Consider the following 24,602-nt stretch of genomic DNA (forward strand, 5'->3'; position numbering starts at 1 on the left):
AGAATTGGGTGCCCCCGGGACGGAGCGGGGCCCTCGACGAGGGGAGCGTCAGCGCATGGTGGAGATCAAGACCGACGGAGAGCTGGAGGCGATGCGGGAGGCCGGCCGCGTCGTCGCGCGGGCCCTGGCGGCGGTGCGGGAGGCGGCGCACATCGGCGTGAGCCTGCGGGAGCTGGACGAGGTGGCGCGCGGGGTGCTGGACGAGGCGGGGGCCGCGTCACCGTTCCTCGGCTACCGCCCGTCCTTCGCCCCCACGCCGTTCCCCGGCGTCATCTGCGCCTCCGTCAACGACGCGGTGGTGCACGGCATACCCGACGGCCACCGGCTGCGCGACGGCGACCTCGTCAGCATCGACTGCGGGGCGCGGGTGGACGGCTGGACCGGCGACGCGGCGATCACCTTCGCCGTCGGCACGCCGCGGCCGGCCGACCTCGCGCTGGTGGACGCCACGCAGCGGGCCCTGGACGCGGGCATCGCCGCCGCCCTCGCCGGCAACCGCATGGGGGACGTCTCGCACGCCATCGGCGCCGTCGCGGACGCGGCCCGCTGCGGCATGCCGGACGGCTTCGGCGGCCACGGCATCGGCCGCGCCATGCACGAGGACCCGCACGTGCCCAACCGCGGGCGCCCGGGCCGCGGTTACCCGCTGCGCCACGGGCTGGTGATCGCCATCGAGCCGATGCTGATGGCCGGGGGCGGCGACAACTACCGCACCGACGCGGACGGCTGGACCCTGCGCACCACCGACGGCAGCCGGGCCGCGCACATCGAGCACACCGTGGCCATTACGGACGACGGGCCCAGGATCCTCACCCTGCCGTGACGCCGCCGAACTCCCGCAGCGCGTCCTGGACGAGGGCCTCCAGGCGCGCGTGGTGGGCGCCGCGCCAGTAGACGCGGTCGCAGGAGGCGCACTGGGCGAAGACGTCGTAGCTGTGGCGGGTGCCGTGCTCCAGCAGGTCGCCCACCGTGTCCTTGTCGGCGTCGCGCAGCTCCCCGTTGCAGGCGGTGCAGCGCGTCCACGGCGCGAGGACGGGGGCGAAGCGGCCCAGGACGTCGCGCAGTTGCTCGTCGGGACGGTCGCTGTAGACGTAGGCGCCGGCCCACAGTTCGCGCCGGCGCAGCAGGCCGCGGTCGCGGGAGAGCATCACCCGGCGTTCGGCCGCGGAGCGGGCGGCGAGGGCCGGGTCGCCGATGTCCTCGCTCTCGTACGCGGCGTCGACGCCGAGCAGGCGCAGCCGGCGCGCCAGTGTCCCGAGGTGGACGTCGAGCAGGAACCGCAGGGGCGCCCCGGGCACCTGCTGCGGACGTTCGACGGAGCACACCTCCACGGCCTCGCCCTCGCCGGGGACGTGCGAGACCGGCGTCTCGCGGCCGTCGACCAGCAGCCGGCCGACCTCGGTGAGCGGGATGCCGAGCGACTCCACCACGTGCCCGAGGGATGACGATCCGTCGGTCCGGACGGCCAGCCGCTCGCCCCGCCGTTCGGAGGGGATGAAGATCCGCAGCTCGGGGGCGAAAGTCACGTCGATCTCGGGTCCGTTCACCCGGTCAGCATGCCATGCGCCGCCGGAGCGCTGTCCGCCGCCCGGGGGCGGACAGCGGACAGAATCTTGCAAGGTTGCGCAATAACGCAACCAATAGCGCGGCCGACTCGTCAAACGGACCAGAGGACCGTACGACGATCGAAGGCACGCTGTCATGGCTGAACACCGGGCAACCGCACCCGCGGCGCCCCGCACCCGGGCGTCCCGCGCCCCCGCCCGCCCCCGCGGCGGCGTTCCCACCGCCGCCGCTCTCCTGCTCCCGCCCGTGCTCGGCGCCTGCGCCGACGCCGTGCGGGGAGCCGGTCCCGGCTGGGGCGTCGCGGCGGGCGCGGTGGCGGGGGCGCTGTGGGCGACCGTCCTGGCGACGGCGCGGGGCGGGCTCGGCTGGGTCGTGCCGATGCCTCCGCTGGTGGTGGCCGCGGCGACGGTGGCCGTCTCGCTGCCGACGGACGACGGCCCGCTCGCCACCGACGCGGTGCGCTGGGCCCTGGACGCCTTCCCCGTGATGGCGGCCGCCGAGGGCGCGGTGCTGGCCGTGCTCGCCGTCCGCGTCATACGCCCCGCGCGGACGCGGCGGACCGGTGGGAAGGACCTCCGTGACTGAGCCCCGCCGCCGTCGCCGTCGCCGCAAGGCGCGTCCCCCGCTGCCGGCCCGGGCGGCGCGGGCCGCGGTCTGGGCCGCCTCGGCGGTCGTGCTGATCGCCTCCGGCACCGTCTGGACCGCCTACCGCACCATCACCGACGGCCTCACCACCTCCGACGCCCTCGACGCCGCCCGCAAGCACGCGCCCCGGCACCTGGACAGCTCGGTCAACCTGCTGCTGATCGGCCTGGACAGCCGCAAGGACATGGACGGCAACGACCTGCCCAAGGAGTTCGTCCAGGACCAACTGCACGCCGGATCCAGCGAGATCGGCTACTACAACACCAACACCCTGATCCTCATGCACATCCCGGCCGGCGGCGGCAAGGTCACCGCCTTCTCCGTGCCCCGGGACGACTACGTCGAGACCCTCTACGGCGACGGCACCTCCCAGGGCCACCACAAGATCAAGGAGGCGTACTCCTTCGGCTACACCAAGGCGCACGACACGCTGTCGGCCGAGGGCGTCAAGGGCCCCGAACTGGAGCACCGCAGCCGGGAGGCCGGGCGCGCGGCGACGCTGACCACCGTCCAGCGCTTCCTGGGCGTACCGGTCGACCACTTCGCCGAGGTCAACCTGCTCGGCTTCTACGACATCGCCAAGGTGCTCCAGCCGATCGACGTGTGCCTCAAGCACCCGGTGCGCGACCGGTACTCCGGGGCGGACTTCCCGGCCGGCCCGCAGAAGCTGGACCCCAAGCAGGCTCTGGCCTTCGTGCGGCAGCGGCACGGCCTGGACGGCGGTGACCTGGACCGCACCCGCCGCCAGCAGGCGTTCCTCGCCTCGGTGACGCACCGGCTGAAGTCGCAGGGCGTCTTCGACGACCTGGGCAAGCTGCGGGAGCTGTTCGACGTGGTGAAGAAGGACCTCGTCCTGGACAGTTCCTGGAACGTGCTGGACTTCGCCCGGCGGGCCCCCGACCTCACCTCGGGCCACGTGGAGTTCCGCACGCTGCCCATCACCGGGTTCGCGACGCGCGGCGGCGAGTCGGTGAACCTCGTCGACCCGGAGCGGATCCGGCGGACCGTCGCGGAACTGACCTCCGGCGGATCGCCGTCCCCGTCACCCCGTCCGTCCGGACCGGGCGACGCGAAGGCTCCGTCGAAGAACACGGAGAAGAAGCCGGAGAAGGAGCCGGAGAAGAAGAAACCGGAGAAGAAACCGGACGAGCCCGAGTCCCCCTCCCCCACCGCCGGCGACGGATCCGACACCACGGTGACGGCGGGCGGCGTGCCCTGCGTGAACTGACGCGGCGACGGCCCGGTACGGCACGCTGTGTACGGTCATGGGAAGCCCCCGGGCGGCGGATCAGGAGGAAGAACGTGAGGAACCAGCGCAGGGCCGCGACGCGGCTCGCGGCGGCGGCCGCCCTGGCGGCGGTCGGTCTGACCGCATGCGGAAGCGGCGGCTCCGGCGGTGGCACGGACGGCGGCGCGGACCGCAAGGCCGGCCGGCCGGCGGCCTCCGGCACCGCCTCGCCCGGCGCGAGCGCCACGCCGGCCGACGGGTCGTCCCGCTACGACCCCGCCCGCTACGCCCCGCAGGTCGACCGGTACGCCCGCGAGGCCGGGGTCAGCCCGCGCCTGGTGATGGCGATCCTCTACAACGAGGCGTACAAGCCGCACGACCCCGAGTTCGAACGCTCCTGGCAGAAGATCAAGCCGGACTCCGCGTTCGGGATCGCCAACATGCACCGGGCCGCCTACGACGAGACCAAGCGGGGCCGCCCGTTCGCGGACCGCAGCTGGTTCGATCTCCCCGACGACCCCGCCCTGGCCGTCCGGGCCGCCGCCTGGTACCTGCACGACCTCGCCCGGCAGCTGCCCGCGCAGCTGCCCGCGCAGCTGCCCGACGGGTACACCAAGGACGAACTGCTCGCCCTCGGCTACAACACCGGCGCCGGCAACATGGCCGCCTTCGCGCGCGGCGCCCGCCCCGGGCCGCAGGCCAGGACGTACCTCAACACCCTGCGCGGCAACTGGGACAAGGCACAGGCCGCCCTCAAGCGCTGAGCCGCTCCCCGGCCGCCCATGACCCCCGGCCGCCCTCCGGCGTTGCTCAGGGTGCGCCCGCCCGCCGGGCGCACCCACCGCCGAGAGGGAGTACGCCAGGATGCGCCGACGTCCGCACCGGTCCCGCCGCCCCGAACCGGACGGTACGAGCCCGTCCGCCGGAATCCCGTCCCCGCGCCCGCCCGCGGACGACGGCAGCCTCTGGGCCTACCTGCGCGGCGGGCCGCTCCGCCGCGAGGAGGCCCGGCACGGCTTCGAGTGGGCCACCCCGCACCACAAACGCCTCTCCAAGGCCCACCCCACCGACTGGCTCACCAACCACGGCACCACCGGCGGCACCCTGCGCGTCAACCTCACCTGGAGCATGCACGCCGACCCCGTCGGGGACCGCCGCCCGGGGCTGCTGCGCGCCCTGTTCTCCCCGCTGGGCCCGTCCGCCCAGATGCACGGCCCGGCCGTCGTCTCCGTCGACCTGGACCTGGCCTGCCTCTACGAACTGACCGACGGCACCAAGGGCGTCGTCCAGCCGCTGGGCGACTTCCACGGCGACCTCTACCGGCCGCCCTACATCTCCCTGAGCGGCGACAGCCGGTTCGGCGGCCCGACGGGCGAGACGCTCTTCATCAACCTGGACAAGCGCGACGAGTTCCGCCGGATGCTGGTCTTCGTCTACAACGTGGACCGCACCCCGGTCTTCGGCCGGATCGACAGCGTCCTGACGTTCTACCTCCCCGACGGCCACCAGTTCGCCGTCGAGCTCAACGAGCGGATGCCGCAGGCCCGTTCGTGCGCCGTGGCGCTCATCGAGAACCGGCACGGGCACCTGACTGTGCGGCGCGAGGCCACGTACGTGTATGGCTACCAGTCGGACCTGGACCGGCTGTACGGGTGGGGGATGCGCTGGGCGCGCGGCCACAAACGGGGATAGCCGGGGGCGCACCCGAGCGGACCCCTGCCACAGCCGCACCGGAGGCACCGGAGATGATGCCCCTGGAAACCGACACCGAGACCGACACCGGCAGCAAGGAGCGAACATGTCCTTCCACGACGTGGAGATCGGCGCCCTCGACGGCGGGCCCGCGAACCTCGCCCAGTACCGGGGCAAGGCCGTCCTGGTCGTCAACGTGGCCTCGCGGTGCGGGCTGACGCCGCAGTACGCGGCGCTGGAGCAGCTGCACGAGCGGTACGCGGCGCGCGGCTTCACCGTGCTGGGCGTGCCGTGCAACCAGTTCATGGGCCAGGAGCCGGGGACCGCCGAGGAGATCGCCGCGTTCTGCTCGGCGACCTACGGCGTCACCTTCCCCCTGACCGAGAAGACCGACGTCAACGGCGAGCACCGGCACCCGCTGTACGCCGGGCTGGTCGGCACGGCGGACGCCGAGGGGCACACCGGCGACGTCCGCTGGAACTTCGAGAAGTTCCTGATCGCGCCGGACGGGAAGGTCGCGGCCCGGTTCGGCCCGCGCACCGAGCCGGACGCGCCGGAGGTCGTCTCGGCGGTGGAGGCGGCGCTGCCCGCGTAGCGGCCGGGGGGGCGGGAGTGGGGGGGGGGGCCGGGGGGCCCCCCCCCCCCGCGGTTTTGGGGGGGGGTTTTTGGGGGCGGCCCCCCCCCCCCCCCCCCCCGCCCCCAACCCGCCCCCCCCCCCCCCCCCCCCCCCCCCGCCCCCCTTAAGAGGTGTGCTATTCCTATCTCTCGCCGTCTTTGAGTTTGAGGGGCGCGAGGGGGCGGCCGCCCTCGGCGAGGTTCTGCCGGGCTATGTCGATGGTGCGCTGGACTAAGTCCATGTAAACCTCCTCGGGACGCGGGGGGGGCGGGCCGGTGCGGCCCGCCCCGGGCACGTCTGCGGCGTGTGTCAGAAGGGCTTGGTCGGCAGGTACTTGCCGTCCAGGGTGATGACGGCGCGCTCGCCGCCCTCGGGGTCGGCGACCTTCTTCACGTCCAGCTTGAAGTTGATCGCGGAGATGATGCCGTCGCCGAACTGCTCGTGGACCAGCGCCTTGAGGGTGGTGCCGTAGACCTGGAGCATCTCGTGGAAGCGGTAGATGGTCGGGTCGGTGGGGATGCCGCCGGGGATCGAGCCGCGGGTCGGGACGGTCTGCAGCAGCATCGCGGCGTCCTCGTCCAGGCCGAGGAGCTCGGCGACGGCCTGGGCGGAGTCCTCCGGCAGGGGGTGCTGGCCGAGGACGGCGGCGGTGGTGAAGGCGACCGACAGGCCGGAGGCGTCGGCGATCTGCTGCCAGGAGAGGTCCTTGCGGGTCTTGGCCTCGACGGCCTGGGCGGCCAGGGCCTGGCGGGCGGTGGGGTCGAACTGGGCGTGCAGCATGGTGATTTCCTTTCGGTGGATACTGAGGAAGGGAGGGTGTGGTGCGGTCAGGCCGCGGAGGCCCGGTCGGCTGCGGTGTCCAGTTCCTCGACGCCGCCGGTGGCGATGTCGAAGACCCAGCCGCGCAGGGTGACCTTCCGCTCCGCGAGGGCGCGGGCGACCGACGGGTGGGTGGCCAGGTTCGTCAGCTGGGCCAGCACGTTGTGGCGCACCAGCGCCGCCACGTCGCCGGCCGGGGTACGGGCCACGGCGGCGTCGGCGTGCCGCAGCCAGCCGGCGACCACCGGCGCGGCGCTGAGGTCGTGCCCCTCGGCCAGGGCGGTCATCGCGCCGCAGGCCGAGTGTCCGCACACCACGATCTCGGTCACGCCCAGCACGGTGACGGCGTACTCGATGCTCGCCGTGACCCCGTTGGCGCCGGGGGCGTAGGCGGGGACGAGGTTGCCCGCCGTACGGATGACGAACAGGTCGCCCGGTTCGCAGCCGGTGATCAGCTCGGGGACGACGCGGGCGTCGGAGCAGCCGATGTACAGCGTGTGCGGTGTGTGGTGGGTGGCCAGGTGGGCGAACAGGTCCTCCTTGGCCGGAAAGACGTCCCGCTGGAAACGGGCGAGGCCCTCGGCGAGGTCGGTCATGGGTCGCTCCCTTCGGTGGTTGCCGTCCTGTGGGGGCCGGCGAGATCCACCATGCATGACCTGGGCCTATAGAGTCCAAGACACAGTAACCATGATTGCCATTGGTGCGGTCTATAGTTGCCGGCATGGCCCTGGAACTGCGACACCTGCGCTATCTGCTCGCCGTGGCCGAGCACGGCAACTTCACCCGCGCCGCCGAGGACCTGCACATCTCCCAGCCGACGCTTTCGCAGCAGGTCAAACAGCTGGAGCGGACGCTGGGGGTCCAGCTGCTGGACCGCACCGGCCGTGCCGTACGGCTCACGGACGCCGGCGAGGCGTACGCGCACCACGCCCGCCGCGCCCTGCGGGACCTGGCGGCCGCCGAACGCGCGGTCCACGACGTGCAGGACCTCTCCCGCGGCCATCTGCGGCTGGCGGTCACCCCGACCTTCACCGCCTACCTCGTCGGGCCGCTCACGGCCGAACTCCACGCCCGGCACCCCGGGATCACGCTGACCGTCAGGGAGATGACCCAGGACCGCATCGAGGCCGGGCTGCTCGCGGACGACCTCGACCTGGGGATCGCCTTCACCGGCCCGCACCTGCCGGGGATCACCGCCGATGCCCTGTTCACCGAGACCCTCAGCCTGGTCACGGGCACCGGCCGCGCCGAGGGCGGCCCGCTGCCCGTGAGCGATCTCGACGACCGGCAACTCGCCCTGCTCACCGCTGACTTCGCCACCCGGGCCCATATCGACGCCTACTTCGAGGAGCACCGCGTCAGCCCCCGCATCGCGGTGGAGGCCGACTCCGTCCAGGCCCTCACGGAGATCGTCCGGCACGGCCCGCTCGCCACCGTCCTGCCCGACGCCATCGCCCGCGACCACCCGGACCTCGCCCCCGTCCCCCTCTCCCCCGCCCTCCCCACCCGCACGGTCACCCTCCTCAGCCGCACCGACGCCTACCGCAGCGCGGCCGCGCGCGCCTTCGCGCGCCTGGCCTACGGCATCGGCAGCGCCTACGACACCGGCAACGGCTGTTCCGCCCACACCGTCTTGCCCTCGCGCTCGTAGCGCGTCCCCCACCGCTCGGTGAGCTGGGCGACGAGGAAGAGGCCGCGGCCGCCCTCGTCCGTGCTGCGGGCGCGGCGGAGGTGGGGGGAGGTGTTGCTGGTGTCGGACACCTCGCAGATGAGGCTGTGGCCGCGGATGAGGCGCAGGGTCACCGGGCCGTCGGCGTAGCGGTAGGCGTTGGTGACCAGTTCGCTGACGACCAGTTCCGTGGCGAAGGCCAGTTCGTCGAGCTGCCAGGCGGCGAGCCGGCCGGCGATCAGGTTGCGGGCGCTGGAGGCGGCGCGGGGGTCGGAGGGCAGGGTCCAGGTGGCCACGCGTTCGGGGCCGAGCACGCGGGTGCGGGCGAGGAGCAGGGCGACGTCGTCGAGGGGGCGGGCGGGCAGCAGGGCGTCCACGACGGCCTTGGCGAGTTCGGGCAACGGCCGGTCGTCGGCGCGCAGTTGGCCGGCCAGCCGGGCGAGGGCGGTGTCGACGTCGGTGCCCGGGGCGGCGGGCTGGAGGAGTCCGTTGGTGAAGAGGGCCAGCACGCTTCCCTCGGGCAGTTCCAGGTCGGCGGCCTCGAAGGGCAGGCCGCCCAGGCCCAGCGGCGGCCCGGCGGGCAGGTCGGGGAAGGTGACCTCGCCGTCGGGGGTGACCAGCGCGGGCGGCGGGTGGCCGGCCCGCGCCAGGACGCAGCGGCGGGAGACGGGGTCGTAGACGGCGTAGAGGCAACTGGCGCCGGTGACCTGGTCGTTGGGGAAGTCGTGGCTGCCGGCCTCCTGTTCGGCGGCGAGCCGGTGGACGAGGTCGTCGAGGTGGGAGAGGACCTCCTCGGGTTCGAGGTCGAGCTCGGCCAGGGTGTGGACGGCGGTGCGCAGCCGTCCCATGGTGGCGGCGGCGTCGATGCCGTGGCCGATGACGTCGCCGACGACGAAGGCGGCGCGGGCGCCGGAGAGCGGGATGATGTCGAACCAGTCGCCGCCGACGCCCTCGGCCGCGCCGGCCGGGATGTACTGGCGGGCGACCTCGGCGGCGGGCAGGTCGGGCACCTCGGCCGGGAGCAGCCGCCATTGCAGGGAGAGGGCGGCCTGGTGCTGGCGGGTGTAGCGGCGGGCGTTGTCGATGCAGACGGCGGCGCGGGCGGCGAACTCCCCGGCGAGGGTGAGGTCGTCGGCCTCGAACGCCTCGGGCCGTTCGGCGCGCCAGAGCACGGCGAGGCCGAGGACGAGGCCGCGGGCGACGAGCGGCACCAGCATGAGGGAGTGGATGCCGGGGTCCGGGCCGTCGCCCGCGCGTTCCCGGGCGACGGCGGCCAGTCCGGTGGGCCCGGCGCCGTGCGGGACGAGGAAGGGGCGCTTCTCGGTGAGGCAGCGGGCCCGGGGGCTGTCCGGCGGGAAGTCGATGCGGTGGCCGACGGGGTGGAGCAGGGCCTCGGCGCCGGGGACGACGCAGCGCAGGGCGCAGCGGCGGACCGGGCCGAAGGCGTCCTGGGAGGGTTCCTCGCCGCGGCTGACGGGTTCGAGGAGGTCGACGGAGGCGCAGTCGGCGAGTTCGGGGACGAGGACGTCGGCCAGTTCGCGGGCGGTGGTGGCGACGTCGAGGGTGGTGCCGATGCGGGTGCCGGCCTCGTTGAGGAGGGCCAGGCGCAGCCGGGCGCGGTGGCGTTCGGTGACGTCCTCCACGAGCTGGGTGACGCCGAGGACGCGTCCGGCGGGGTCGTTGAGGCGGAAGGCGGAGACGGAGACGTACCGCTCGTGGGTGGGGTCGGAGCGCAGCCGGCAGGACTGCTCGGTGAAGATCATGGGGCGGCCGGTCTCCAGGACCTGCCGGAGCCGGCCCTCGACGGTCTCGGCGTCGGCGGCCACGATGAAGTCGCCGGTGCGGTGGCCGACGGCCTGCTCGGGGCGGATGCCGGCGATGCGGGCGACGGCGCGGTTGACGCGCAGGACGCTGAGGTCGGGGGCGTGGACGGCCATGCCGATGGGCGAGCGGCGGAAGAGCCCGTCGAGGACGGAGCGGTCGGTCTCCCACTGGACGACCTCCGCGGCGTCCGCGCCCACCAGGAACCATTCGGGGGGCGCGCACGCCCGGGTGACGCGGCGGGCGCGGATGCCGACGTGGACGCGCCGGCCGTCGCGGTGGAGCAGCGGGACGACGCCGAACCAGCCGTGTCCGCGGACGCAGTCGGCGGCGGCCCGGGCGACGTCGTCCAGGTCGCGGTGGGCGACGAGCAGCCCGGCGGCGGGCTTGCCGATCACGTCCTCGGCGCGGTGGCCCAGCAGGTCCTCGGTACGGGCGCCCCAGCCGGTGACGACGCCGCGGTGGTCCACGACGGCCAGGGCGGCGTGTGCGGCCGAGAACGGGTCCTCCGGGCTCTCGCCGAAGAGCGTCATCGGTCCGTCCGCCATCGCCGGCCTCCTTCCGCGGCCACTCCTTCCACAGTGCCGGGTGCGCGGCCGGCGCGCGCTTCGGGGGCGGTTTCCGGCCCCGTCGGCAGGCGCGGAAAATCGGTGGCTGAGCTGCGGTCTTTGCCATAGAAACAGTGGTATGTCACGTACTTTCGACGATCTGGTGGCCGAGGCGGCGTCCGTCTCCGTGGACGGCTGGGACTTCTCCTGGCTGGACGGCCGGGCCACCGAGGAGCGCCCCTCGTGGGGCTATCAGCGGCTGATGGCCGAACGGCTCGCGCGGGTCGCGTCCGCCCTGGACGTCCAGACCGGCGGCGGTGAGGTCCTGGCGGGGGCGGACCGGCTGCCGCCGACGATGGCCGCCACCGAGTCCTGGCCGCCGAACGTCGCGAAGGCGACGGCCCTGCTGCACCCGCGGGGCGTCGTCGTGGTGGCCGACCCCGACGAGCCGCCGCTGCCGTTCGCGGACGGTGCGTTCGACCTGGTCACCAGCCGGCACCCGGCCACCGTGTGGTGGGCGGAGATCGCCCGGGTGCTGCGCCCCGGCGGCACGTACTTCGCCCAGCACGTGGGCCCGGCCTCCGTCTTCGAGCTCGTCGAGTTCTTCCTGGGCCCGCAGCCCGAGGCGCGGCGCAAGCGCCACCCGGACGACGAGACGGCCGCGGCGCGGGCCGCGGGCCTCGACGTCGTCGACGTGCGCGTGGAGCGGCTGCGCATGGAGTTCTTCGACGTGGGCGCGGTGGTCTACTTCCTGCGGAAGGTGATCTGGACGGTGCCCGGCTTCACGGTCGGGGCGTACGGCGAGCGGCTGCGCGCGCTGCACGAACGGATCCGGACGGAGGGGCCGTTCGTGGCGCATTCCTCGCGGGTGCTGATCGAGGCCCGCAAGCCGCGCTGAGGCCCTCCCGGGCCGTGATCCGCGGGAGGGCCTGCCGGGTGCGCGGGGGTCAGCCGAGGATGTGGACCTCGGTGCTGCGGGTGCCGGTGTCGCTCTTCTTGACGGCGACGAGGTCGGGACGGCCGTCGCGGTTCCAGTCGGCGACGGAGAACTCGAAGGTCCGGTCGGTCTCGTGGAGGGCGGTGCCGGTCTGGAGGGCGAAGCGCTGGAAGCCGCTGCCGCCGGACAGGATGTGCACCTCGGTGCTGTTGGTGCCCGTACGGTTCTTCTTCACCGCCACCAGGTCCGGACGCCCGTCACGGTCCCAGTCCGCCACCCCGAACTCGAACGAGTCGTCCGTCTCGTGCAACGCCGTGCCCGTCTGGAAGCTGTAGCGCTGGAAGTTGCTCGCGCCGGACAGGATGTGCACCTCGGTGCTGTTGGTGCCCGTACGGTTCTTCTTCACCGCCACCAGGTCCGGACGCCCGTCACGGTCCCAGTCCGCCACCCCGAAGTCGAACGAGTCGTCCGTCTCGTGCAACGCCGTGCCGGTCTGCAGGATGTAGCGCTGGAAGTTGCTCGCGCCGGAGAGGATGTGGACTTCCGTGCTGCCGGTGCCCGTTCTGCTCTTCTTGACCGCGACGAGGTCCGGTCTGCCGTCACGGTCCCAGTCGGTGAAGGCGAACGCGAACGTGCCGTCGGTCTCGTGGAGGGCGGTGCCGGTCTGGAGGCTGAAGCGCTGGAAGCCGCTCGCGCCGGAGAGGATGTGCACCTCGGTGCTGCGGGTGCCGGTGTTGCTCTTCTTGACGGCGACGAGGTCGGGACGGCCGTCGCGGTCCCAGTCGGTGGTCGTGGTGGCGAAGGTGTCGTCGGTCTCGTGGAGCGGGGTGCCGGTCTGCAGGAGGAAGTTGCCGAACGCCGCGGCGGAACCGGCCTGTTGGGACCGGTCCGGGCCGGCGGCCGAGGCCGTCGCGGGGAGGGCGAGGGCCGCCCCCAGGGCCAGCGGGACGAGTGCGGCTACGGCTGCCTTCATGGTGCGCACAGGAGTACCTCCCTGACACATGTGCCCGGGAAGTTCCCGGGCGCCGCGCACGATGCTAGGGGCGCTTCCCGTACCTGCGGTTCGCCGAGGGAGCTCCAACGGCCTGATTCCACGGGTGAACGACGTGATTCAACCGTCCACTACTCACGAACCCTTGGCAATTCCCTTTGATTGCAAGCCAGTTCACGCCATACGGCTCGGAATCCATCTGCGGCCGGCAGCCTCGGCGGGCCACGGCGCCCCACTTGCGCTTCATATCGAGATTCTGCGATATTCAGATACGTCCCGACCGGTGTTCCGGCCGGCGGCACGACGCACGCGAGCGCAACGCAAGCGAGCACGACGCACACGAGGGGGACCTGCCATGGGCGCCATCGACGACCTGGATCTCGGGACGTACGGGATCTACACCTTCGACTTCGAGCACCTGCCGGCCGCGCGGATGCGCGAGTCGGTGCGGGAGCTGGAGGAGCGGGGCTGGCGGGCGTTCTGGTTCCCGGAGGCCGGGGGGCGGGAGGCGCTCACCCAGGCCGGGTACCTGCTCTCCTGCACCGAGCGGATGCACATCGTCAACGGCATCGCGCAGATCTGGCCGCGCGAGGCCTCGGCGGCATACGGCGCCGCCCGGCTGCTGGCCGACGCCTATCCCGGCCGGCACGTGCTCGGGCTGGGGTTCGGCGGGGCGAAGCGGCCGGGGGTGAAGCCGCTCGCCGCGATGGCCGCGTACCTCGACGAGCTGGACGCGTACGGAGCGGACGGCCCCGCGACGCACCGCGTCCTGGCCGCGTACGGGCCCAGGATGCTGGAGCTGGCCCGCGACCGCGCCGCCGGGGCGCACACCTATCACGTCACCGTCGAACACACCGCGCAGGCGCGGGAGATCCTCGGGCCGGACGCGTTCCTCGCCGTCGAGCACGCGGTGCTGTTCGAGTCCGATCCGGGCCGGGCCCGCGCGGCCGCGCGCGAGCACCTGGGGCCCTACCTCGCCACCCCGTACAACCTCGCCAAGTTCCGCCGCCTCGGCTACGCGGAGGAGGAGCTCGCCCACGGCGGCAGCGACCGGCTCGTCGACGACCTCGTGTTCTGGGGCGACGTGGACACCGTCGCCGGCAAGCTGCGCGCCCACGTCGGGGCCGGGGCCGACCATGTCGCCGTGCAGGTGATCGGGACCGCGCCGGGCGGTTCCGCGATGCCGCACTGGCGGGCGCTCGGCGAGGCGCTACTGCCCGGGGGCGGCGGGGCCTGATCCGCATCGACGCTCCGCGAATCGACGGTACGCTGGGGACATGTCCGACACCGCGCCCTCCCCGGACCCCGCCCTGATCGACGCCCTGCGGGCGCTGTCGAACCCGACGCGGCTGCGGATGCTCCAGTGGCTGCGCGAGCCCGAGCGGCACTTCCCGGCCGAGCACGCCATCGCCGACCCGGCCGAGGTGGGGGTGTGCGTGAGCCACCTCCAGGCGAAGGCCGGGCTGGCGCAGTCGACGGTCTCGGCATACCTGGCCGAACTGCAGCGTGCGGGCCTGGTGACGGCGACGCGCGTGGGCAAGTGGACGCACTACAAGCGCGACGAGCGGCGCATCGCCGAGCTCGTCGCGACGCTCGGCCGCACACTCTAGGGGCCCCGGCCGGGGGCGCAACCCGGCCGTGGCGAACGACCGACGCCGTGCGCCCATCCGTATGGACGGGGCTCCGTCCGCTTTTGAAGCGGGGGCGAGGGGACACCCAGCCAGGGTCCCCCGTCCGGTGCGAACCTGGGAGCCCGCCATCAAAGTCCTCCTGGTCGACAACTACGACTCCTACACCTACAACCTGTTCCAGCTGATAGCCGCCGAATACGGCACGGAACCCGACGTCCTCACCAACGACGACCCCGCATGGGCCGGCCTCGGCCTCCGCTCCTACGACGCGGCCGTCATCTCCCCCGGCCCCGGACGCCCCGGTACGGAACGCGACTTCGGACGCTCCCGGGACGTCCTGCTCGACGGCCGCATCCCGGTGCTCGGCGTGTGCCTGGGGCACCAGGGCCTCGGGGCGGAGGCCGGGGCCGCGGTGGTGCAGGCGCCGCGGCCGCGGCACGGGCACCTCACCACCGTCACGCACACCGGCGACGCGCTTTTCGCGGGCATTCCCCGGGAGTTCACGGCGGTGCGCTACCACTCGCTGTGCCTGGACGAGCCGGTGCCGGACGAGCTGCGGGTGACCGCGCGGGCCGAGGACGGGGTGGTCATGGCCGTCGCCCACCGCGAACGGCCTTGGTGGGGCGTGCAGTTCCACCCCGAGTCGGTGGCGTCGGAGCACGGCGCGCGGCTCATGGACAACTTCCGTTCCCTGGCGCGCGCCGCGCCACGGCCCCCGAGGACGACGACGAGACGTACGGCCCCCCGCCGCACACCGCCCCAACGGACCGACGGCGCACCGCCGTTGGAGGTCAAGTACGCCGTCCTGCCCGGGGAGACCGACACCCGCGCCGCGTTCACGGCCCTGTACCGTGACAGCGACCCGGTCTTCTGGCTGGACAGCGCCCATGTCGAGGAGGGCCTCTCCCGATTCTCCTTCCTCGGCGACGCCTCGGGTCCGCTCGGCGAACTGCTGACCTACCGGGCCGGCGAGGGGCGGGTGACCGTCCGGCACGGCAGCGGGGTCACCACCACTTGTCCCGGCAGCGTCTTCGACGTGCTGGAGGAGCGGCTGCGCGTCCGGTCCGTCGCCCCGCCGCACGGCCTGCCCTTCGACTTCGCCGGGGGCTACGTCGGCTACTTCGGCTACGAGCTGCGGGCCGACTGCGGTTCCCCGCACGGCCACCGGGCCCCCGCGCCGGACGCGCAGTGGCTGTTCTGCGACCGCTTCCTGGCCGTCGACCACCAGGAACGGCGCACCTACCTGGTGGCGCTGTGCCGTCCGGAGGAGCCGGGCGAGCCGCAGTCGGCGGAGGACTGGCTGGAGACGACCGCGCGGGCGGTGCGCGAACTGCCGCACGCCCGGCGCCCGTCCGCGCCCGCGCGCCCGCCCGACGTCCGGGCCGCCACCCGCCGCGCCGAATCGGCCCTGGCCCGCCCCGAGGCCACCTACCTCGCCGACATCGCCGAGTGCCAACGGCAGTTGTACGCCGGCGAGAGCTACGAGCTGTGCCTGACCAACACGGTCACCCTGCCCGCGCCGGACGACCCGGTCGCCTACTTCACCCGGCTGCGGGCGCTCAACCCGGCCCCGTACGGCGCGCTGCTGCGCTTCGGGGGGACGTGGGTGCTCAGCGCCTCCCCGGAGCGGTTCCTGCGCGTGGACCGCGAACGGACCGTGGAGAGCAAGCCGATCAAGGGCACGGCGCGGCGCAGCGACGACCCGGCCGAGGACGAGGCACTGTGCCGCTCGCTGCGGGAGGACCCCAAGACCCGTGCCGAGAACCTGATGATCGCCGATCTGCTCCGCAACGACCTGGGCCGGGTGTGCGAGGTCGGCACGGTGGAGGTGCCGAAGTTCCTGGCGACGGAGAGCTACGCCACCGTCCACCAGCTGGTCTCGACGGTCCGGGGCAGGCTGCGCCCGGAGGTGGGCGCGGTCGCCGGGGTGCGGGCGTGTTTCCCCGGGGGGTCGATGACGGGCGCGCCGAAGCTGCGTTCGCTGGAGATCCTGGACGGGCTGGAGGGACGGCCCCGGGGGATCTACTCGGGGGCGCTGGGATATCTGTCGGCCTCGGGCCCGGCGGACCTGAGCATCGTGATCCGCACGGCCGTCCTGCACGACGGCGTCCTGACCGCCGGGACGGGCGGTGCGATCCTGCTGGATTCCGATCCGGCCGCCGAGTACGCCGAGATCCTGCTCAAGGCCGCCGCCACCGTCCAGGCGCTGCCGGAGAAGGGCACGGCGGCGGCCGCCGGCACCGCCCCGGCGGCGGTCCGCCGCACGACCCGTCCCGTCCGCACGAGGTGAGGCAGCTCATGAACAAGACCCAGTACGACGTGATCGGGCGGCGGTACGCGGAGATGAAGGAGAACGCGGCGTTCTGCGTCGCCGACTCCTTCACCCTCCTCGACGCGCTCCGGGCCTGCGGCGACCTGCGGGGGCGGCCGGCGCTGGACGTGGCCTGCGGACACGGGGACATCACCCGGCTGCTGGCCGGGCGGGGTGCCGCCCCGGTGATCGGGGTGGACGTCTCCGCGGAGATGGTGCGGCTGGCCCGGGCCCTGGAGCGCAAGGATCCCAGGGGGATCCAGTACGTGGTGGCGGACGCGACCGCGCTGCCCGTGCTCGGCAGCTTCGCGGTGGCGACGGCGAGCTATCTGTTCAACTACGCGCCCACGCGGGCCGTCAAGCGCGCGATGTTCGCGGCGGTCCGGGCCAATCTGGCCCCGGACGGGACGCTGCTGGCGGTCGTCCCCAACACCGGTCTGTTCCTGGAGGAGGCCCACGGCGCGACCGGCGCGCGGCTGGTGGAGCGCGTTCCAGGCGGGGAGGCGCCGCTGATGCGCATGGAGTTCCTGTCGGATCCGCCGATGCCGTTCGCGTACTACGAGTGGCAGCGCTCGGACTACGAACGGGCCGCGCGGGAGGCGGGGTTCGGTGAGGTGCGGTGGCGGTCGACGCGGACGCCGCCGCCCGACGAGCGCTGGGACGCCGCGTTCTGGGAGGACTACCAGCGGGCGCCCCGCAGCTCCCTCATGATCTGCCGTTAGCCGTACGGAAGCGAGGGTCGTGGTGGACGATGGCCGGGCGAGGACGATCGCCGTGATCGGGGCCGGCCCGCGCGGGCTGTCGGTCGTCGAGCGGCTGACGGCGAACGCCGGGGCGTCCGGCCGGCGGGCCGTCGTCCACGTCGTCGATCCTTATCTGGGCACCGGCGGGCGGGTGTGGCGCAGCACGCAGCCGCAGGAGCTGCTGATGAACACGGTGGCGGCGCAGGTGACGATGTTCACCGATCCGAGCGTCAACTGCGAGGGCCCGATCCGGCCGGGGCCGAGCCTGTACGACTGGGCCAAGCGCGTGGTGCCGGACGGGCCGCGGGGCGCGGTGCCGGGCTGGGTGCGGGCGGAGGCGGCGGAGCTGGGCCCGGGGTCGTATCCGTCGCGGGCGTTCTGCGGCCGCTATCTGACGTGGGTGCTCGACCTGTTGGTGCGCACGGCGCCGCGGAACGTGACGATCCGGCTGCACCGGCACCGGGCGGTGCGGCTGACGGAGGCGGAGGGCGCCGCGCAGGTCGTGACGCTGGACACGGGGGCGCGGCTGCTGGCGGACTGCGTGGTCCTGGCGCAGGGGCACCTGGACATGCCGGCGGCCGGGGGTCCGGAGGAGGCGGTGCTGCTGGAGCACGCGGGGCGGCACGGGTTCGGCTATCTGCCGCCGGCCAGTCCGGCCGAGGCGGACCTGGGGGCGGTGGTGGCCGGCGAGCGGGTGGCGCTGCGCGGGCTGGGGCTCAACTTCTTCGACTATCTGGCCCTGTTGACGGTGGGCCGGGGCGGTTCGTTCCACCGGGCGGGCGGGCGGCTGCGCTACCGGCCGTCGGGCGGGGAGCCCCGGTTGTTCGCGGGGTCGCGGCGCGGGGTGCCGTACCACGCGCGCGGCGAGAACCAGAAGGGGGCGTTCGGCCGGCACCGGCCGGTGGTGCTGACGCAGGAGCGGATCGCGGCGCTGCGGCGCCGGCGGCGGGAGGGGGAGCAGATCCAGTTCAGCCGGGACGTGTGGCCGCTGATCGACCGGGAGGTGACCGCCGTCTACTTCTCGACGCTGCTGGCCCAGCGGGCCCGGCGGGCCGAGCGGGAGGCGTTTCTGAAGGAGTACGTGCGGCAGCCGTTCGGCACGCCGGTGGACGAGCGGGTGCTGGAGCGGTTCGGGATCGTGCGGGACGACGCGTGGGACTGGGAGCGGGTCTGCCGGCCGTACGGGGACCGGGAGTTCGCGGGGCCCGCGGCCTACCAGGACTGGCTGCTGGGCTATCTGCGCGAGGACCTGGCCGAGGCGCGCCGGGGCAATGTGGACGGTCCGCTGAAGGCCGCCCTGGACGTGCTGCGGGACCTGCGCAACGAGGTGCGGCTGGCGGTGGACCACGCGGGGATCACCGGGGAGTCGTACCGCAACGAGCTGCAGACCTGGTTCACGCCGCTGAACGCGTTCCTGTCGATCGGTCCGCCACCGAGCCGGATCGAGGAGCTGATCGCGCTGGTCGAGGCGGGCACGGTGGAGATGGTGGGGCCGGGGATGCGGGTGGTGCCGGTGCGGGAGGGGTTCGAGGTGAGTTCCGCGGCGGTCCCCGGCTCGGGGCGGCGGGTGACGACGCTGGTGGAGGCGCGGCTGCCGGAGGTGGACGTGCGCAGCACGACCGATCCCCTGGTGCGGGACCTGCGGGCGCGGGGGGCGTGCCGGCCGTATCTGATCCCGACCGGCCGGGACGGGCACGTGGAGACGGGGGGCCTGATGGTGACGCCGCGTCCGTACCGGCTGGTGGACGCGGCGGGGCAGCCGCATCCGTACCGGTTCGCGTTCGGGGTGCCGACGGAGACGGTGCACTGGGCGACGGCGGCGGGGATACGGCCGGGGGTGGATTCGGTGATCCTGGGGGACGCGGACGCGATCGCGCGGGAGTGCCTGTCGGTGGAGCTGGGGCTGGGGCAACGCCTATGGCCGGAGGGCCCGTTCGGGGAACGGGCGGTCGTGCCGTAACACCTCCTCCGTCGCCAGAAATTAGGCTAGGCTTACCTAACTTACTTGATCCTATCCGGAAGGTAAGCCATGACGTCGTCATCGACATTGCCGAAGCCCTTATCCACGCCGCCCGCGCCGCCGCCCCCGGGAACACGATGGGTACGGCCGGCCGGACTCGGCGCTGAGCGTCGGAAACCTGCTGCTCTTCTCCCTCACCACTGCCGTACTGTGGCGACGCCGGTGACGTTCACTCCGGTTTTCGCCAGCTATGTCAGGAATGATTCATGGATCACGCCGAGATCGTCCCCATGCGGCTGTCCCATCTGGATGCCGTGCTGAACCTGGGCTACCGCGCCTACGACGTGAACGCGATGCCCTACACCTCATGGTCGCTGTCCAGCGTCGCCGAGCACTGGGACGCGCAGCCGGAGGCGTGCTGGGTCGCCATGGACGACGAGGGGCTGCTCGGCTTCGTCCTCGGCTCGCTCTCCTACGACGAACGCGAGGACTGGGGCTACCTGGAGTGGATCGCCCTCGACGAACGGGCCCGCGGCAAGGGCATCGCGAGCGCGCTCGTCCAGCGGTGCTGCGACGCCCTGTTCGCCGCCGGCGCCTCCCGCATCATCACCGACGTGGAAGCCGACAACAAGGCGTCGGCGGACATGATGCGCCGCAACGGCTTCACCGAGGGCGTCACCGTGACCCTCTTCGTCCGCTCCGACCCCACCCGCCCCACTCCCCCGGCCCCCCACCCCCCGAGGGACCCGGCCCGCACCCGCCTCCGCCGCGCGGCCCGCACGACCGGCACTTCCTGACGAACCGCCCTGGCGTCAGCAGGTGCCGTGGTTTCGGCGGAGAGGCAGAGGTTCGGGGTGGCTGTCACCTGTCCTTGTGGGGCAGCCGCGAGAGGTGGTCGGCCCACCCCTTCCGGTACTCCGCTTCTTGTTTTCGGGCCGCGCGGAGTTCGGTGGTCGCGCCGGTGACCTGGGCCCACTGGATGCGTCCGACGGTTCCATTGATCGCGCTCCGGAACCGGCCACAGATGCCGCATTCATCCTGCGTGGGGTAGACGGACGGTCCGCTGACGTGCTGCAAGGGCAGCGTGGGGTTCAGCATGTGTACCCCCGGTGGTTGAGCATCGAGACGCGGACCCTGAGCTGATCAGTGCGGTTGGCGGGGCGATAGGTGGCGGTGTGCCACATATCGCCGCCGCTTAGCGGTCTCAAGGTGACCTTGCCCTGCTCTCCGTCCCACGCAATCGCCATGCCCACGCGGTCGCATGAGGTGTCCTTGACCAGCATGCCGGGCGTGGGCACCCATCGGGCCATGCCCGACGGGTCCACCGTGAACGCGGTAGGGCGTTCCTCACCCACCGGCTACCTCCTTGGAGTAGTTTGCGCCCGTCGCGTCGCGCGGGAGATTCCGAGCACACCGCTGGTGCGCCTGACGAATCAGGGGTTGGCGTCGTGCATGACCCAGTGCACCGTCTGGGCGGGCACTCCTGGGGTCAAGGGACCGGACGTTTGGGCGGACGTTTTCGCCCGCCGAGGGGACCATGTGGCTACGGTGAGAGAGGAAGACGACCGGTGTGAGGGGAAGCTCATGACGGGCAAGGCCGTAAGCGGGCTGGCGCGGTTACGGCAGACTGCCGGGTATACGCAGGAGTCCTTTGTGAAGGCGTTCGCCGAGGAAGCCGCGCGTCTCGCCGTCGACGCCTCCGTCAGCGTGCGCCAGCTGCGCCGTTGGGAACGCGAGACTCCTCCGCCGCTCCCTCACCCGGGTCAACAGATCGTGCTGGAAGCGATGTTCGGTGTCCCGCTCGTCGAGATGGGCTTCAGCGTCCCCCAACATCGCGTGACGGTCTCGGTGCCGGTCAGTGCCTCTGGGGAGGTGAGGCGAAGGACGTTCGTGGCCGACGCAGGCGGACCGTATCGAGGGCGAGATCACGGGCGCCCTCGCCGAAGCCTCGTACACCAGCCGGATCGGTCGTGAGTTGCAGACCATGCTCGCCGAGCTGCACGGTCACCGGGCCTGGTACGGCTACGACGGCGGACGCATCGGTAAAGGGCGCGCCGCCTGCATGGAAGCCCTCGCAGCGGCACAGCTCGTCGATGACCCCCTGCTACAGGTCTCCGTGCTGGAGACACTCGTACTCCTCGCGATCAAGGCAGACCGGGTCTGGGAGGCCGCGAGCGTGGTCGAGAACGCCTATCGGATCGCCATGCGGGCGGGAGCCGGGCACACGGTGCGCCTGGTGATCGCCCTGCGGGATGCCAACGTGACCACCCACACGGGAGACCTCTCCGGGGCACGCCGGGCGCTGAGCCGGGCCGTCAATCACCAGGGGCGCGCAGACACGGATGTCGAGGTGCCGAAGTGGGCCCGGTTCGTCGGCCCGTTCGAGATCGACTACGCGACGGCGGACATGTACGTACGGGCCGAGCAGCCCGGACGCGCTGTTCCGTTCCTCCGGGCCGCCGTGCGCGCCATGGGCGGCGACCTCGCTCGCAACAGTGCCTCGTACCGGGTGAAGCTCGCGCGGGTACTCCTGGAAGCCGGGGAAGTCGAGGAAGCGTGCGCGGAGATGGCCGCCGTGCTCGACGCATGCGGCGCTATCGCCTCGCCGCGATTGCTGGACAAGATCCGGGAGTTTCGGCGGGTGGCTGTCGGCATCGACAGCGCCACTGCCCGCGAGTGTGGAGAGCGCATCCGAGGGAGCTTCGCGTGACAGAGCCAGCGCCGATCACCGTGGAGCACATGAACGGGCCGGCCGCCGCGCGGGCCGAAGCCGCGTTCAGATTGGTCTACGCCGAGGCGTTCGCGGAACCCCCGTACAACGAGACTTCGGACGATGTGGTGGCCACCTTCCGACGCTTCCGGTCCCAGACGCGCAAACCGACCTTCCGCGCCACCCTGGCCCGTACCGAGGACGACGAGCCCGTCGGCATGGCGTACGGCTATCCGCTCGGCCCCAACACGGGCTGGTGGGACCAGCTGACCGAGCCCGTACCCGACGACATGCGCCGCGAGGACGGACACCGCACCTTCGGACTCATGGAACTCGCCGTACGCGGACCATGGCGCCGGCAAGGCATTGCGCGCCGTCTGCACGAGGCCCTGCTCGAGGGCACCGAGGCCGAGCGGGCCCTGCTCAACGTGCGCCAGGACAGCAAGCCGGCGTCGGCCGCCTACCGAGCGTGGGGATACCGTAAGGTCGGCGAGGCGCGGCCGTGGGAAGGCGCAGTGCTGCATGACGTGATGCTGCTCAACCTGCGCTGAAAACGTGGCGGTCGCCTCGCGCGCGTGGATGTAACGACCGGTCGATGCCGCTAGAGGCTCCGCGCCTCCAGTACGGCCCGCGAACGCAGGCGGCCCGAGGCGAGCATGGCGAGCGCTTCGGCGGCTTCGGACAGGGGGAAGCGGTCGACGACGGTTCGTACCTTGCCGTCGGCGGCGAGGGCGAGCACGGCGTTCATGTGTGCACGGGTGCCGATGACCGTTGTTTTGATGACCTGTTCCTTGTCGAACGGGAAGCCCTGGACGGACAGCGGGACGCCCGCGACGAGCGTCCCGCCCCATCTCAGGGCCCGGAGGGCCCGGGCCGTGACGGTGTCGGACGGCGCGAAGGTGATCGCGGCGTCGAGCGAGCCGGCGAGTGCCTCGGCGGGGTCCTCGGCGGTGGTGTCGACGGTGCGGGACGCGCCGAGTTCCCGCGCGACCGCGAGGTGGTCGGCGTTGCGGCTGACGGCGACCACGTCGGCGCCGGTCAGCCGGGCGAACTGGACCACCATGTGTCCCACGCCGCCGAGCCCGAACACGCCGACGGTCTTTCCGGGGCCGATGTCGAGCTTCTCCACGGCGGCGAAGGCGGTGACGCCGGGGCAGAACAGCGGTGCGGCCTCGACGAGGTCCAGCCCGTCGGGCACGTGGTAGGTGTGGGCCGCGTACGACAGCATGTATTCGGCGTAGCCGCCGTTGACGTGCTCGCCCGTGATGCGGCGCTGATGGCAGAGGTTCTCCCGGCCGGAGGCGCAGTACGCGCAGTGCTCGCAGGTCCACCACAGCGGCTGCACGCCGACGGGGTCGCCCACGGCGAACCCCTCGGCCCCGTCCCCGGTCGCGGCGACCGTGCCCGTCACCTCGTGTCCCGGGGTGATCGGGCTGACGGCGGGGATGCCGTTGGCGGCCCAATCGCCTTCGATGACGTGCAGGTTGGAGTGGCAGACGCCGCAGGACGTCACCTCGATCAGCAGCTGTCCCGGCCCCGGCGTGGGTGTGGGCACCTCCCGCCACCGGAGAGGCTTCTCGGCGAGCGGTGCCGGACTGTCCAATGTGATCGCGTGCATGGACCTCACACCTCATTGTTCAAGCGGCTTGTTCAAGCGGCTCATCCCTTGCTACGGACCATGAGTCCCTTCATCGGGCCCCCGGGCACATCAGCCGCGCCCACGCCTCGATCTCTTCGGTGCCGATCGCCGCGAAGTTGGGGCAGAAGAAGCTCTTGAGGCGCTGGCTCTCGCTCTCGGCGGAGAAGACGTCCTCGAAGTCCTCCAGCGGCCGGACGCTGCCGAGCAGGTCCGAGACGGGTTCGTTCTCCTGGGAGAGGAAGGCCAGGGATTCGGCGAAGGCGCCGTAGGAGACCGATTCGAGGGTGACTTCCTTGCGCAGGGCGGCGTCGAGGTCGATGGCGACGGGTTCCAGGGGGCGGCCGCGGACGATGACGCGGCCGCCGGGGCGGGCGACGCGGATCATCTCGTCGAGGACCTCGGCTCGGGGCTCGCTGGCGACGACGAAGTCGTAGGTGTCGGACGGGATGCGCTCGGCGCGGTCCTCCCCGGTGCCGGTGCCGCGGACGTCGAGGGAGGTGAACCCGTAGGAACGCAGGACGCGTTCGGTGAGCCGGGCGGTGCGGTCGGCGCCGTGCACCAGGCCCCGGTCGGGCGGTTTGATCTCGGCCTTGAGGACGCCCAGGGAGGAGCAGACGGGTTCGGCGTAGGCGCCCTCGCGGAAGGTGAGCGCCCCCGGCATGCGGTGCACGACCTGGGCGGGGACGGTGACGAACTCGGCGAAGGCGCCCGGGCGGCGGAAGCCGATGCGTTCGTGGTACGGGCAGCACTCGGTGTCGCCCTCGGCGCAGCGCTCGCACTTCAGGCAGGGGATCACCGGCATGACGGTCACGCGGTCCTCGACGGCGAACCCCCGCACGTCCGGGGCGAGTCCGGCGATGACTCCGGAGAACTCGTGGCCCAGGACGAGCGGGTCGGCGCAGGGAACGAGCCCGAGCGCGGCGTTCACGTCGCTGCGGCAGACCCCGGCCACCGCCACGCGGATGAGTACTTCGCCGGCGTCGGGCTCCGGCACCGGGACGCGCCTGACCCGGACCGATGTGCCCTGTTTGAGGATGGCTCGCATCTCTGCCACGTCACAGTCTCCAGGGGACGGG

The 24,602-nt window shown here is 72.8% G+C and carries 26 protein-coding genes; 17 read left to right on the top strand and 9 right to left on the bottom strand.

What is annotated here, in order from left to right; translation table 11 throughout:
• Positions 1-55 precede the first annotated feature (55 nt).
• Positions 56-823 carry a type I methionyl aminopeptidase gene (gene map, locus I5Q34_RS08635; RefSeq protein ID WP_199891599.1) on the top strand — a complete coding sequence of 256 codons (768 nt, stop codon included), beginning with the start codon at positions 56-58 and terminating at the stop codon, positions 821-823.
• Here map and I5Q34_RS08640 read toward each other — a convergent pair.
• Positions 810-1,547: a Mut7-C RNAse domain-containing protein gene (locus I5Q34_RS08640; RefSeq protein ID WP_199891600.1), complete on the bottom strand. Its 738-nt coding sequence runs from the start codon at positions 1,545-1,547 to the stop codon at positions 810-812. The two genes, map and I5Q34_RS08640, sit on opposite strands and share 14 nt — an antisense overlap.
• Positions 1,548-1,701: 154 nt before the next feature.
• Here I5Q34_RS08640 and I5Q34_RS08645 point away from each other — a divergent pair, with 154 nt between their 5' ends.
• The 5 genes from I5Q34_RS08645 to I5Q34_RS08665 all read left to right on the top strand — a co-directional run bounded on the left by I5Q34_RS08645 (position 1,702) and on the right by I5Q34_RS08665 (position 5,726).
• Positions 1,702-2,151, top strand: a complete 450-nt coding sequence (locus I5Q34_RS08645; RefSeq protein ID WP_199891601.1) for a hypothetical protein — start codon at positions 1,702-1,704, stop codon at positions 2,149-2,151.
• Entirely contained in the window at positions 2,144-3,439 is a 1,296-nt protein-coding gene (locus tag I5Q34_RS08650) for an LCP family protein (protein WP_277965417.1), read from the top strand. Before I5Q34_RS08645 ends, I5Q34_RS08650 begins: the two co-directional genes overlap by 8 nt.
• A gap of 74 nt (positions 3,440-3,513) precedes the next feature.
• The gene (locus I5Q34_RS08655; protein ID WP_199891603.1) at positions 3,514-4,203 is read left to right on the top strand and encodes a transglycosylase SLT domain-containing protein; all 690 of its coding nucleotides are present in this window, start codon (positions 3,514-3,516) and stop codon (positions 4,201-4,203) included.
• Between the two features lie 100 nt (positions 4,204-4,303).
• Entirely contained in the window at positions 4,304-5,131 is an 828-nt protein-coding gene (locus I5Q34_RS08660; protein ID WP_199891604.1) for a Tellurium resistance, read from the top strand.
• 106 nt (positions 5,132-5,237) lie between these two features.
• Entirely contained in the window at positions 5,238-5,726 is a 489-nt protein-coding gene (locus tag I5Q34_RS08665; protein ID WP_199891605.1) for a glutathione peroxidase, read from the top strand.
• A 330-nt stretch (positions 5,727-6,056) separates the two neighbouring features.
• On the opposite strand, the gene cynS is transcribed toward I5Q34_RS08665, so the two are convergent.
• Entirely contained in the window at positions 6,057-6,527 is a 471-nt protein-coding gene (cynS, locus tag I5Q34_RS08675; RefSeq protein WP_199891606.1) for a cyanase, read from the bottom strand.
• Positions 6,528-6,574: 47 nt separating this feature from the next.
• Positions 6,575-7,162, bottom strand: coding sequence for a carbonic anhydrase (locus tag I5Q34_RS08680; protein WP_199891607.1), 588 nt, complete (start codon positions 7,160-7,162; stop codon positions 6,575-6,577).
• A gap of 125 nt (positions 7,163-7,287) precedes the next feature.
• Here I5Q34_RS08680 and cynR point away from each other — a divergent pair, with 125 nt between their 5' ends.
• Entirely contained in the window at positions 7,288-8,217 is a 930-nt protein-coding gene (gene cynR / locus I5Q34_RS08685) for a transcriptional regulator CynR (RefSeq protein ID WP_199891608.1), read from the top strand.
• Here the strand turns inward: cynR and I5Q34_RS08690 are convergent.
• On the bottom strand, positions 8,163-10,604 hold the full coding sequence (locus I5Q34_RS08690; protein WP_199891609.1) for a SpoIIE family protein phosphatase: 2,442 nt from the start codon (positions 10,602-10,604) through the stop codon (positions 8,163-8,165). The genes cynR and I5Q34_RS08690 overlap by 55 nt on opposite strands.
• A 139-nt stretch (positions 10,605-10,743) precedes the next feature.
• Here I5Q34_RS08690 and I5Q34_RS08695 point away from each other — a divergent pair, with 139 nt between their 5' ends.
• Positions 10,744-11,502, top strand: a complete 759-nt coding sequence (locus I5Q34_RS08695) for a class I SAM-dependent methyltransferase (protein ID WP_199891610.1) — start codon at positions 10,744-10,746, stop codon at positions 11,500-11,502.
• Between the two features lie 49 nt (positions 11,503-11,551).
• Here the strand turns inward: I5Q34_RS08695 and I5Q34_RS08700 are convergent, their stop codons facing one another.
• Positions 11,552-12,514, bottom strand: a complete 963-nt coding sequence (locus I5Q34_RS08700) for a VCBS repeat-containing protein (protein ID WP_234428616.1) — start codon at positions 12,512-12,514, stop codon at positions 11,552-11,554.
• A gap of 373 nt (positions 12,515-12,887) precedes the next feature.
• Here I5Q34_RS08700 and I5Q34_RS08705 point away from each other — a divergent pair, with 373 nt between their 5' ends.
• From I5Q34_RS08705 to I5Q34_RS08730, 6 genes are all read left to right on the top strand, one after another.
• On the top strand, positions 12,888-13,769 hold the full coding sequence (locus I5Q34_RS08705; RefSeq protein ID WP_199891612.1) for a TIGR03620 family F420-dependent LLM class oxidoreductase: 882 nt from the start codon (positions 12,888-12,890) through the stop codon (positions 13,767-13,769).
• A 40-nt stretch (positions 13,770-13,809) separates the two neighbouring features.
• Positions 13,810-14,142: a helix-turn-helix transcriptional regulator gene (locus tag I5Q34_RS08710; protein WP_199891613.1), complete on the top strand. Its 333-nt coding sequence runs from the start codon at positions 13,810-13,812 to the stop codon at positions 14,140-14,142.
• Between the two features lie 127 nt (positions 14,143-14,269).
• Positions 14,270-16,453 (top strand): aminodeoxychorismate synthase component I, encoded by a 2,184-nt coding sequence (pabB, locus tag I5Q34_RS08715; RefSeq protein WP_277965705.1) that lies wholly within the window; start codon positions 14,270-14,272, stop codon positions 16,451-16,453.
• An 8-nt stretch (positions 16,454-16,461) separates the two neighbouring features.
• Positions 16,462-17,196: a class I SAM-dependent methyltransferase gene (locus I5Q34_RS08720; RefSeq protein WP_234428617.1), complete on the top strand. Its 735-nt coding sequence runs from the start codon at positions 16,462-16,464 to the stop codon at positions 17,194-17,196.
• Positions 17,197-17,215: 19 nt separating this feature from the next.
• On the top strand, positions 17,216-19,177 hold the full coding sequence (locus I5Q34_RS08725; protein ID WP_277965706.1) for an FAD/NAD(P)-binding domain-containing protein: 1,962 nt from the start codon (positions 17,216-17,218) through the stop codon (positions 19,175-19,177).
• 266 nt (positions 19,178-19,443) lie between these two features.
• Positions 19,444-19,974 (top strand): GNAT family N-acetyltransferase, encoded by a 531-nt coding sequence (locus I5Q34_RS08730; protein ID WP_199891614.1) that lies wholly within the window; start codon positions 19,444-19,446, stop codon positions 19,972-19,974.
• Positions 19,975-20,038: 64 nt separating this feature from the next.
• Here the strand turns inward: I5Q34_RS08730 and I5Q34_RS08735 are convergent, their stop codons facing one another.
• A complete protein-coding gene (locus I5Q34_RS08735; protein WP_199891615.1) occupies positions 20,039-20,275 on the bottom strand; it encodes a hypothetical protein in 237 nt (78 codons plus the stop codon).
• A complete protein-coding gene (locus tag I5Q34_RS08740) occupies positions 20,269-20,532 on the bottom strand; it encodes a hypothetical protein (RefSeq protein WP_199891616.1) in 264 nt (87 codons plus the stop codon). Before I5Q34_RS08740 ends, I5Q34_RS08735 begins: the two co-directional genes overlap by 7 nt.
• 229 nt (positions 20,533-20,761) lie before the next feature.
• Between I5Q34_RS08740 and I5Q34_RS34505 the strand changes: the two genes are divergently transcribed.
• Genes I5Q34_RS34505 through I5Q34_RS08750 form a run of 3 tightly spaced genes read left to right on the top strand, consistent with a single transcriptional unit; the run spans position 20,762 to position 22,438 of the window.
• The gene (locus tag I5Q34_RS34505) at positions 20,762-21,151 is read left to right on the top strand and encodes a hypothetical protein (protein ID WP_234428618.1); all 390 of its coding nucleotides are present in this window, start codon (positions 20,762-20,764) and stop codon (positions 21,149-21,151) included.
• A 10-nt stretch (positions 21,152-21,161) separates the two neighbouring features.
• Entirely contained in the window at positions 21,162-21,887 is a 726-nt protein-coding gene (locus I5Q34_RS34510) for a hypothetical protein (RefSeq protein WP_234428619.1), read from the top strand.
• Between the two features lie 29 nt (positions 21,888-21,916).
• Positions 21,917-22,438, top strand: coding sequence for an N-acetyltransferase (locus I5Q34_RS08750; protein ID WP_199891768.1), 522 nt, complete (start codon positions 21,917-21,919; stop codon positions 22,436-22,438).
• Positions 22,439-22,488: 50 nt separating this feature from the next.
• Here I5Q34_RS08750 and I5Q34_RS08755 read toward each other — a convergent pair whose 3' ends face one another.
• Positions 22,489-23,505, bottom strand: a complete 1,017-nt coding sequence (locus I5Q34_RS08755; protein WP_199891617.1) for an alcohol dehydrogenase catalytic domain-containing protein — start codon at positions 23,503-23,505, stop codon at positions 22,489-22,491.
• Positions 23,506-23,575: 70 nt separating this feature from the next.
• A complete protein-coding gene (locus I5Q34_RS08760; protein ID WP_234428668.1) occupies positions 23,576-24,571 on the bottom strand; it encodes a zinc-binding dehydrogenase in 996 nt (331 codons plus the stop codon).
• Positions 24,572-24,602: the final 31 nt, after the last annotated feature.

Source organism: Streptomyces sp. AV19 (genome assembly GCF_015999245.1).
Classification (GTDB): Bacteria; Actinomycetota; Actinomycetes; order Streptomycetales; family Streptomycetaceae; genus Streptomyces.

Excerpts from the sequence above, each read along its gene's own strand:
- I5Q34_RS08660 (WP_199891604.1), top strand. The coding sequence starts at position 4,304 with ATGCGCCGACGTCCGCACCGGTCCCGCCGCCCCGAACCGGACGGTACG.
- I5Q34_RS08760 (WP_234428668.1), bottom strand. The coding sequence starts at position 24,571 with ATGCGAGCCATCCTCAAACAGGGCACATCGGTCCGGGTCAGGCGCGTC.
- I5Q34_RS34510 (WP_234428619.1), top strand. The coding sequence starts at position 21,162 with ATGCTCGCCGAGCTGCACGGTCACCGGGCCTGGTACGGCTACGACGGC.
- I5Q34_RS08710 (WP_199891613.1), top strand. The coding sequence starts at position 13,810 with ATGTCCGACACCGCGCCCTCCCCGGACCCCGCCCTGATCGACGCCCTG.
- cynR (WP_199891608.1), top strand. The coding sequence starts at position 7,288 with ATGGCCCTGGAACTGCGACACCTGCGCTATCTGCTCGCCGTGGCCGAG.
- I5Q34_RS08755 (WP_199891617.1), bottom strand. The coding sequence starts at position 23,505 with ATGCACGCGATCACATTGGACAGTCCGGCACCGCTCGCCGAGAAGCCT.
- cynS (WP_199891606.1), bottom strand. The coding sequence starts at position 6,527 with ATGCTGCACGCCCAGTTCGACCCCACCGCCCGCCAGGCCCTGGCCGCC.
- I5Q34_RS08750 (WP_199891768.1), top strand. The coding sequence starts at position 21,917 with ATGAACGGGCCGGCCGCCGCGCGGGCCGAAGCCGCGTTCAGATTGGTC.
- I5Q34_RS08700 (WP_234428616.1), bottom strand. The coding sequence starts at position 12,514 with ATGAAGGCAGCCGTAGCCGCACTCGTCCCGCTGGCCCTGGGGGCGGCC.
- I5Q34_RS08705 (WP_199891612.1), top strand. The coding sequence starts at position 12,888 with ATGGGCGCCATCGACGACCTGGATCTCGGGACGTACGGGATCTACACC.
- I5Q34_RS34505 (WP_234428618.1), top strand. The coding sequence starts at position 20,762 with ATGACGGGCAAGGCCGTAAGCGGGCTGGCGCGGTTACGGCAGACTGCC.
- I5Q34_RS08690 (WP_199891609.1), bottom strand. The coding sequence starts at position 10,604 with ATGGCGGACGGACCGATGACGCTCTTCGGCGAGAGCCCGGAGGACCCG.
- I5Q34_RS08665 (WP_199891605.1), top strand. The coding sequence starts at position 5,238 with ATGTCCTTCCACGACGTGGAGATCGGCGCCCTCGACGGCGGGCCCGCG.
- I5Q34_RS08680 (WP_199891607.1), bottom strand. The coding sequence starts at position 7,162 with ATGACCGACCTCGCCGAGGGCCTCGCCCGTTTCCAGCGGGACGTCTTT.
- I5Q34_RS08730 (WP_199891614.1), top strand. The coding sequence starts at position 19,444 with ATGGATCACGCCGAGATCGTCCCCATGCGGCTGTCCCATCTGGATGCC.
- I5Q34_RS08735 (WP_199891615.1), bottom strand. The coding sequence starts at position 20,275 with ATGCTGAACCCCACGCTGCCCTTGCAGCACGTCAGCGGACCGTCCGTC.
- I5Q34_RS08645 (WP_199891601.1), top strand. The coding sequence starts at position 1,702 with ATGGCTGAACACCGGGCAACCGCACCCGCGGCGCCCCGCACCCGGGCG.
- I5Q34_RS08695 (WP_199891610.1), top strand. The coding sequence starts at position 10,744 with ATGTCACGTACTTTCGACGATCTGGTGGCCGAGGCGGCGTCCGTCTCC.
- map (WP_199891599.1), top strand. The coding sequence starts at position 56 with ATGGTGGAGATCAAGACCGACGGAGAGCTGGAGGCGATGCGGGAGGCC.
- I5Q34_RS08720 (WP_234428617.1), top strand. The coding sequence starts at position 16,462 with ATGAACAAGACCCAGTACGACGTGATCGGGCGGCGGTACGCGGAGATG.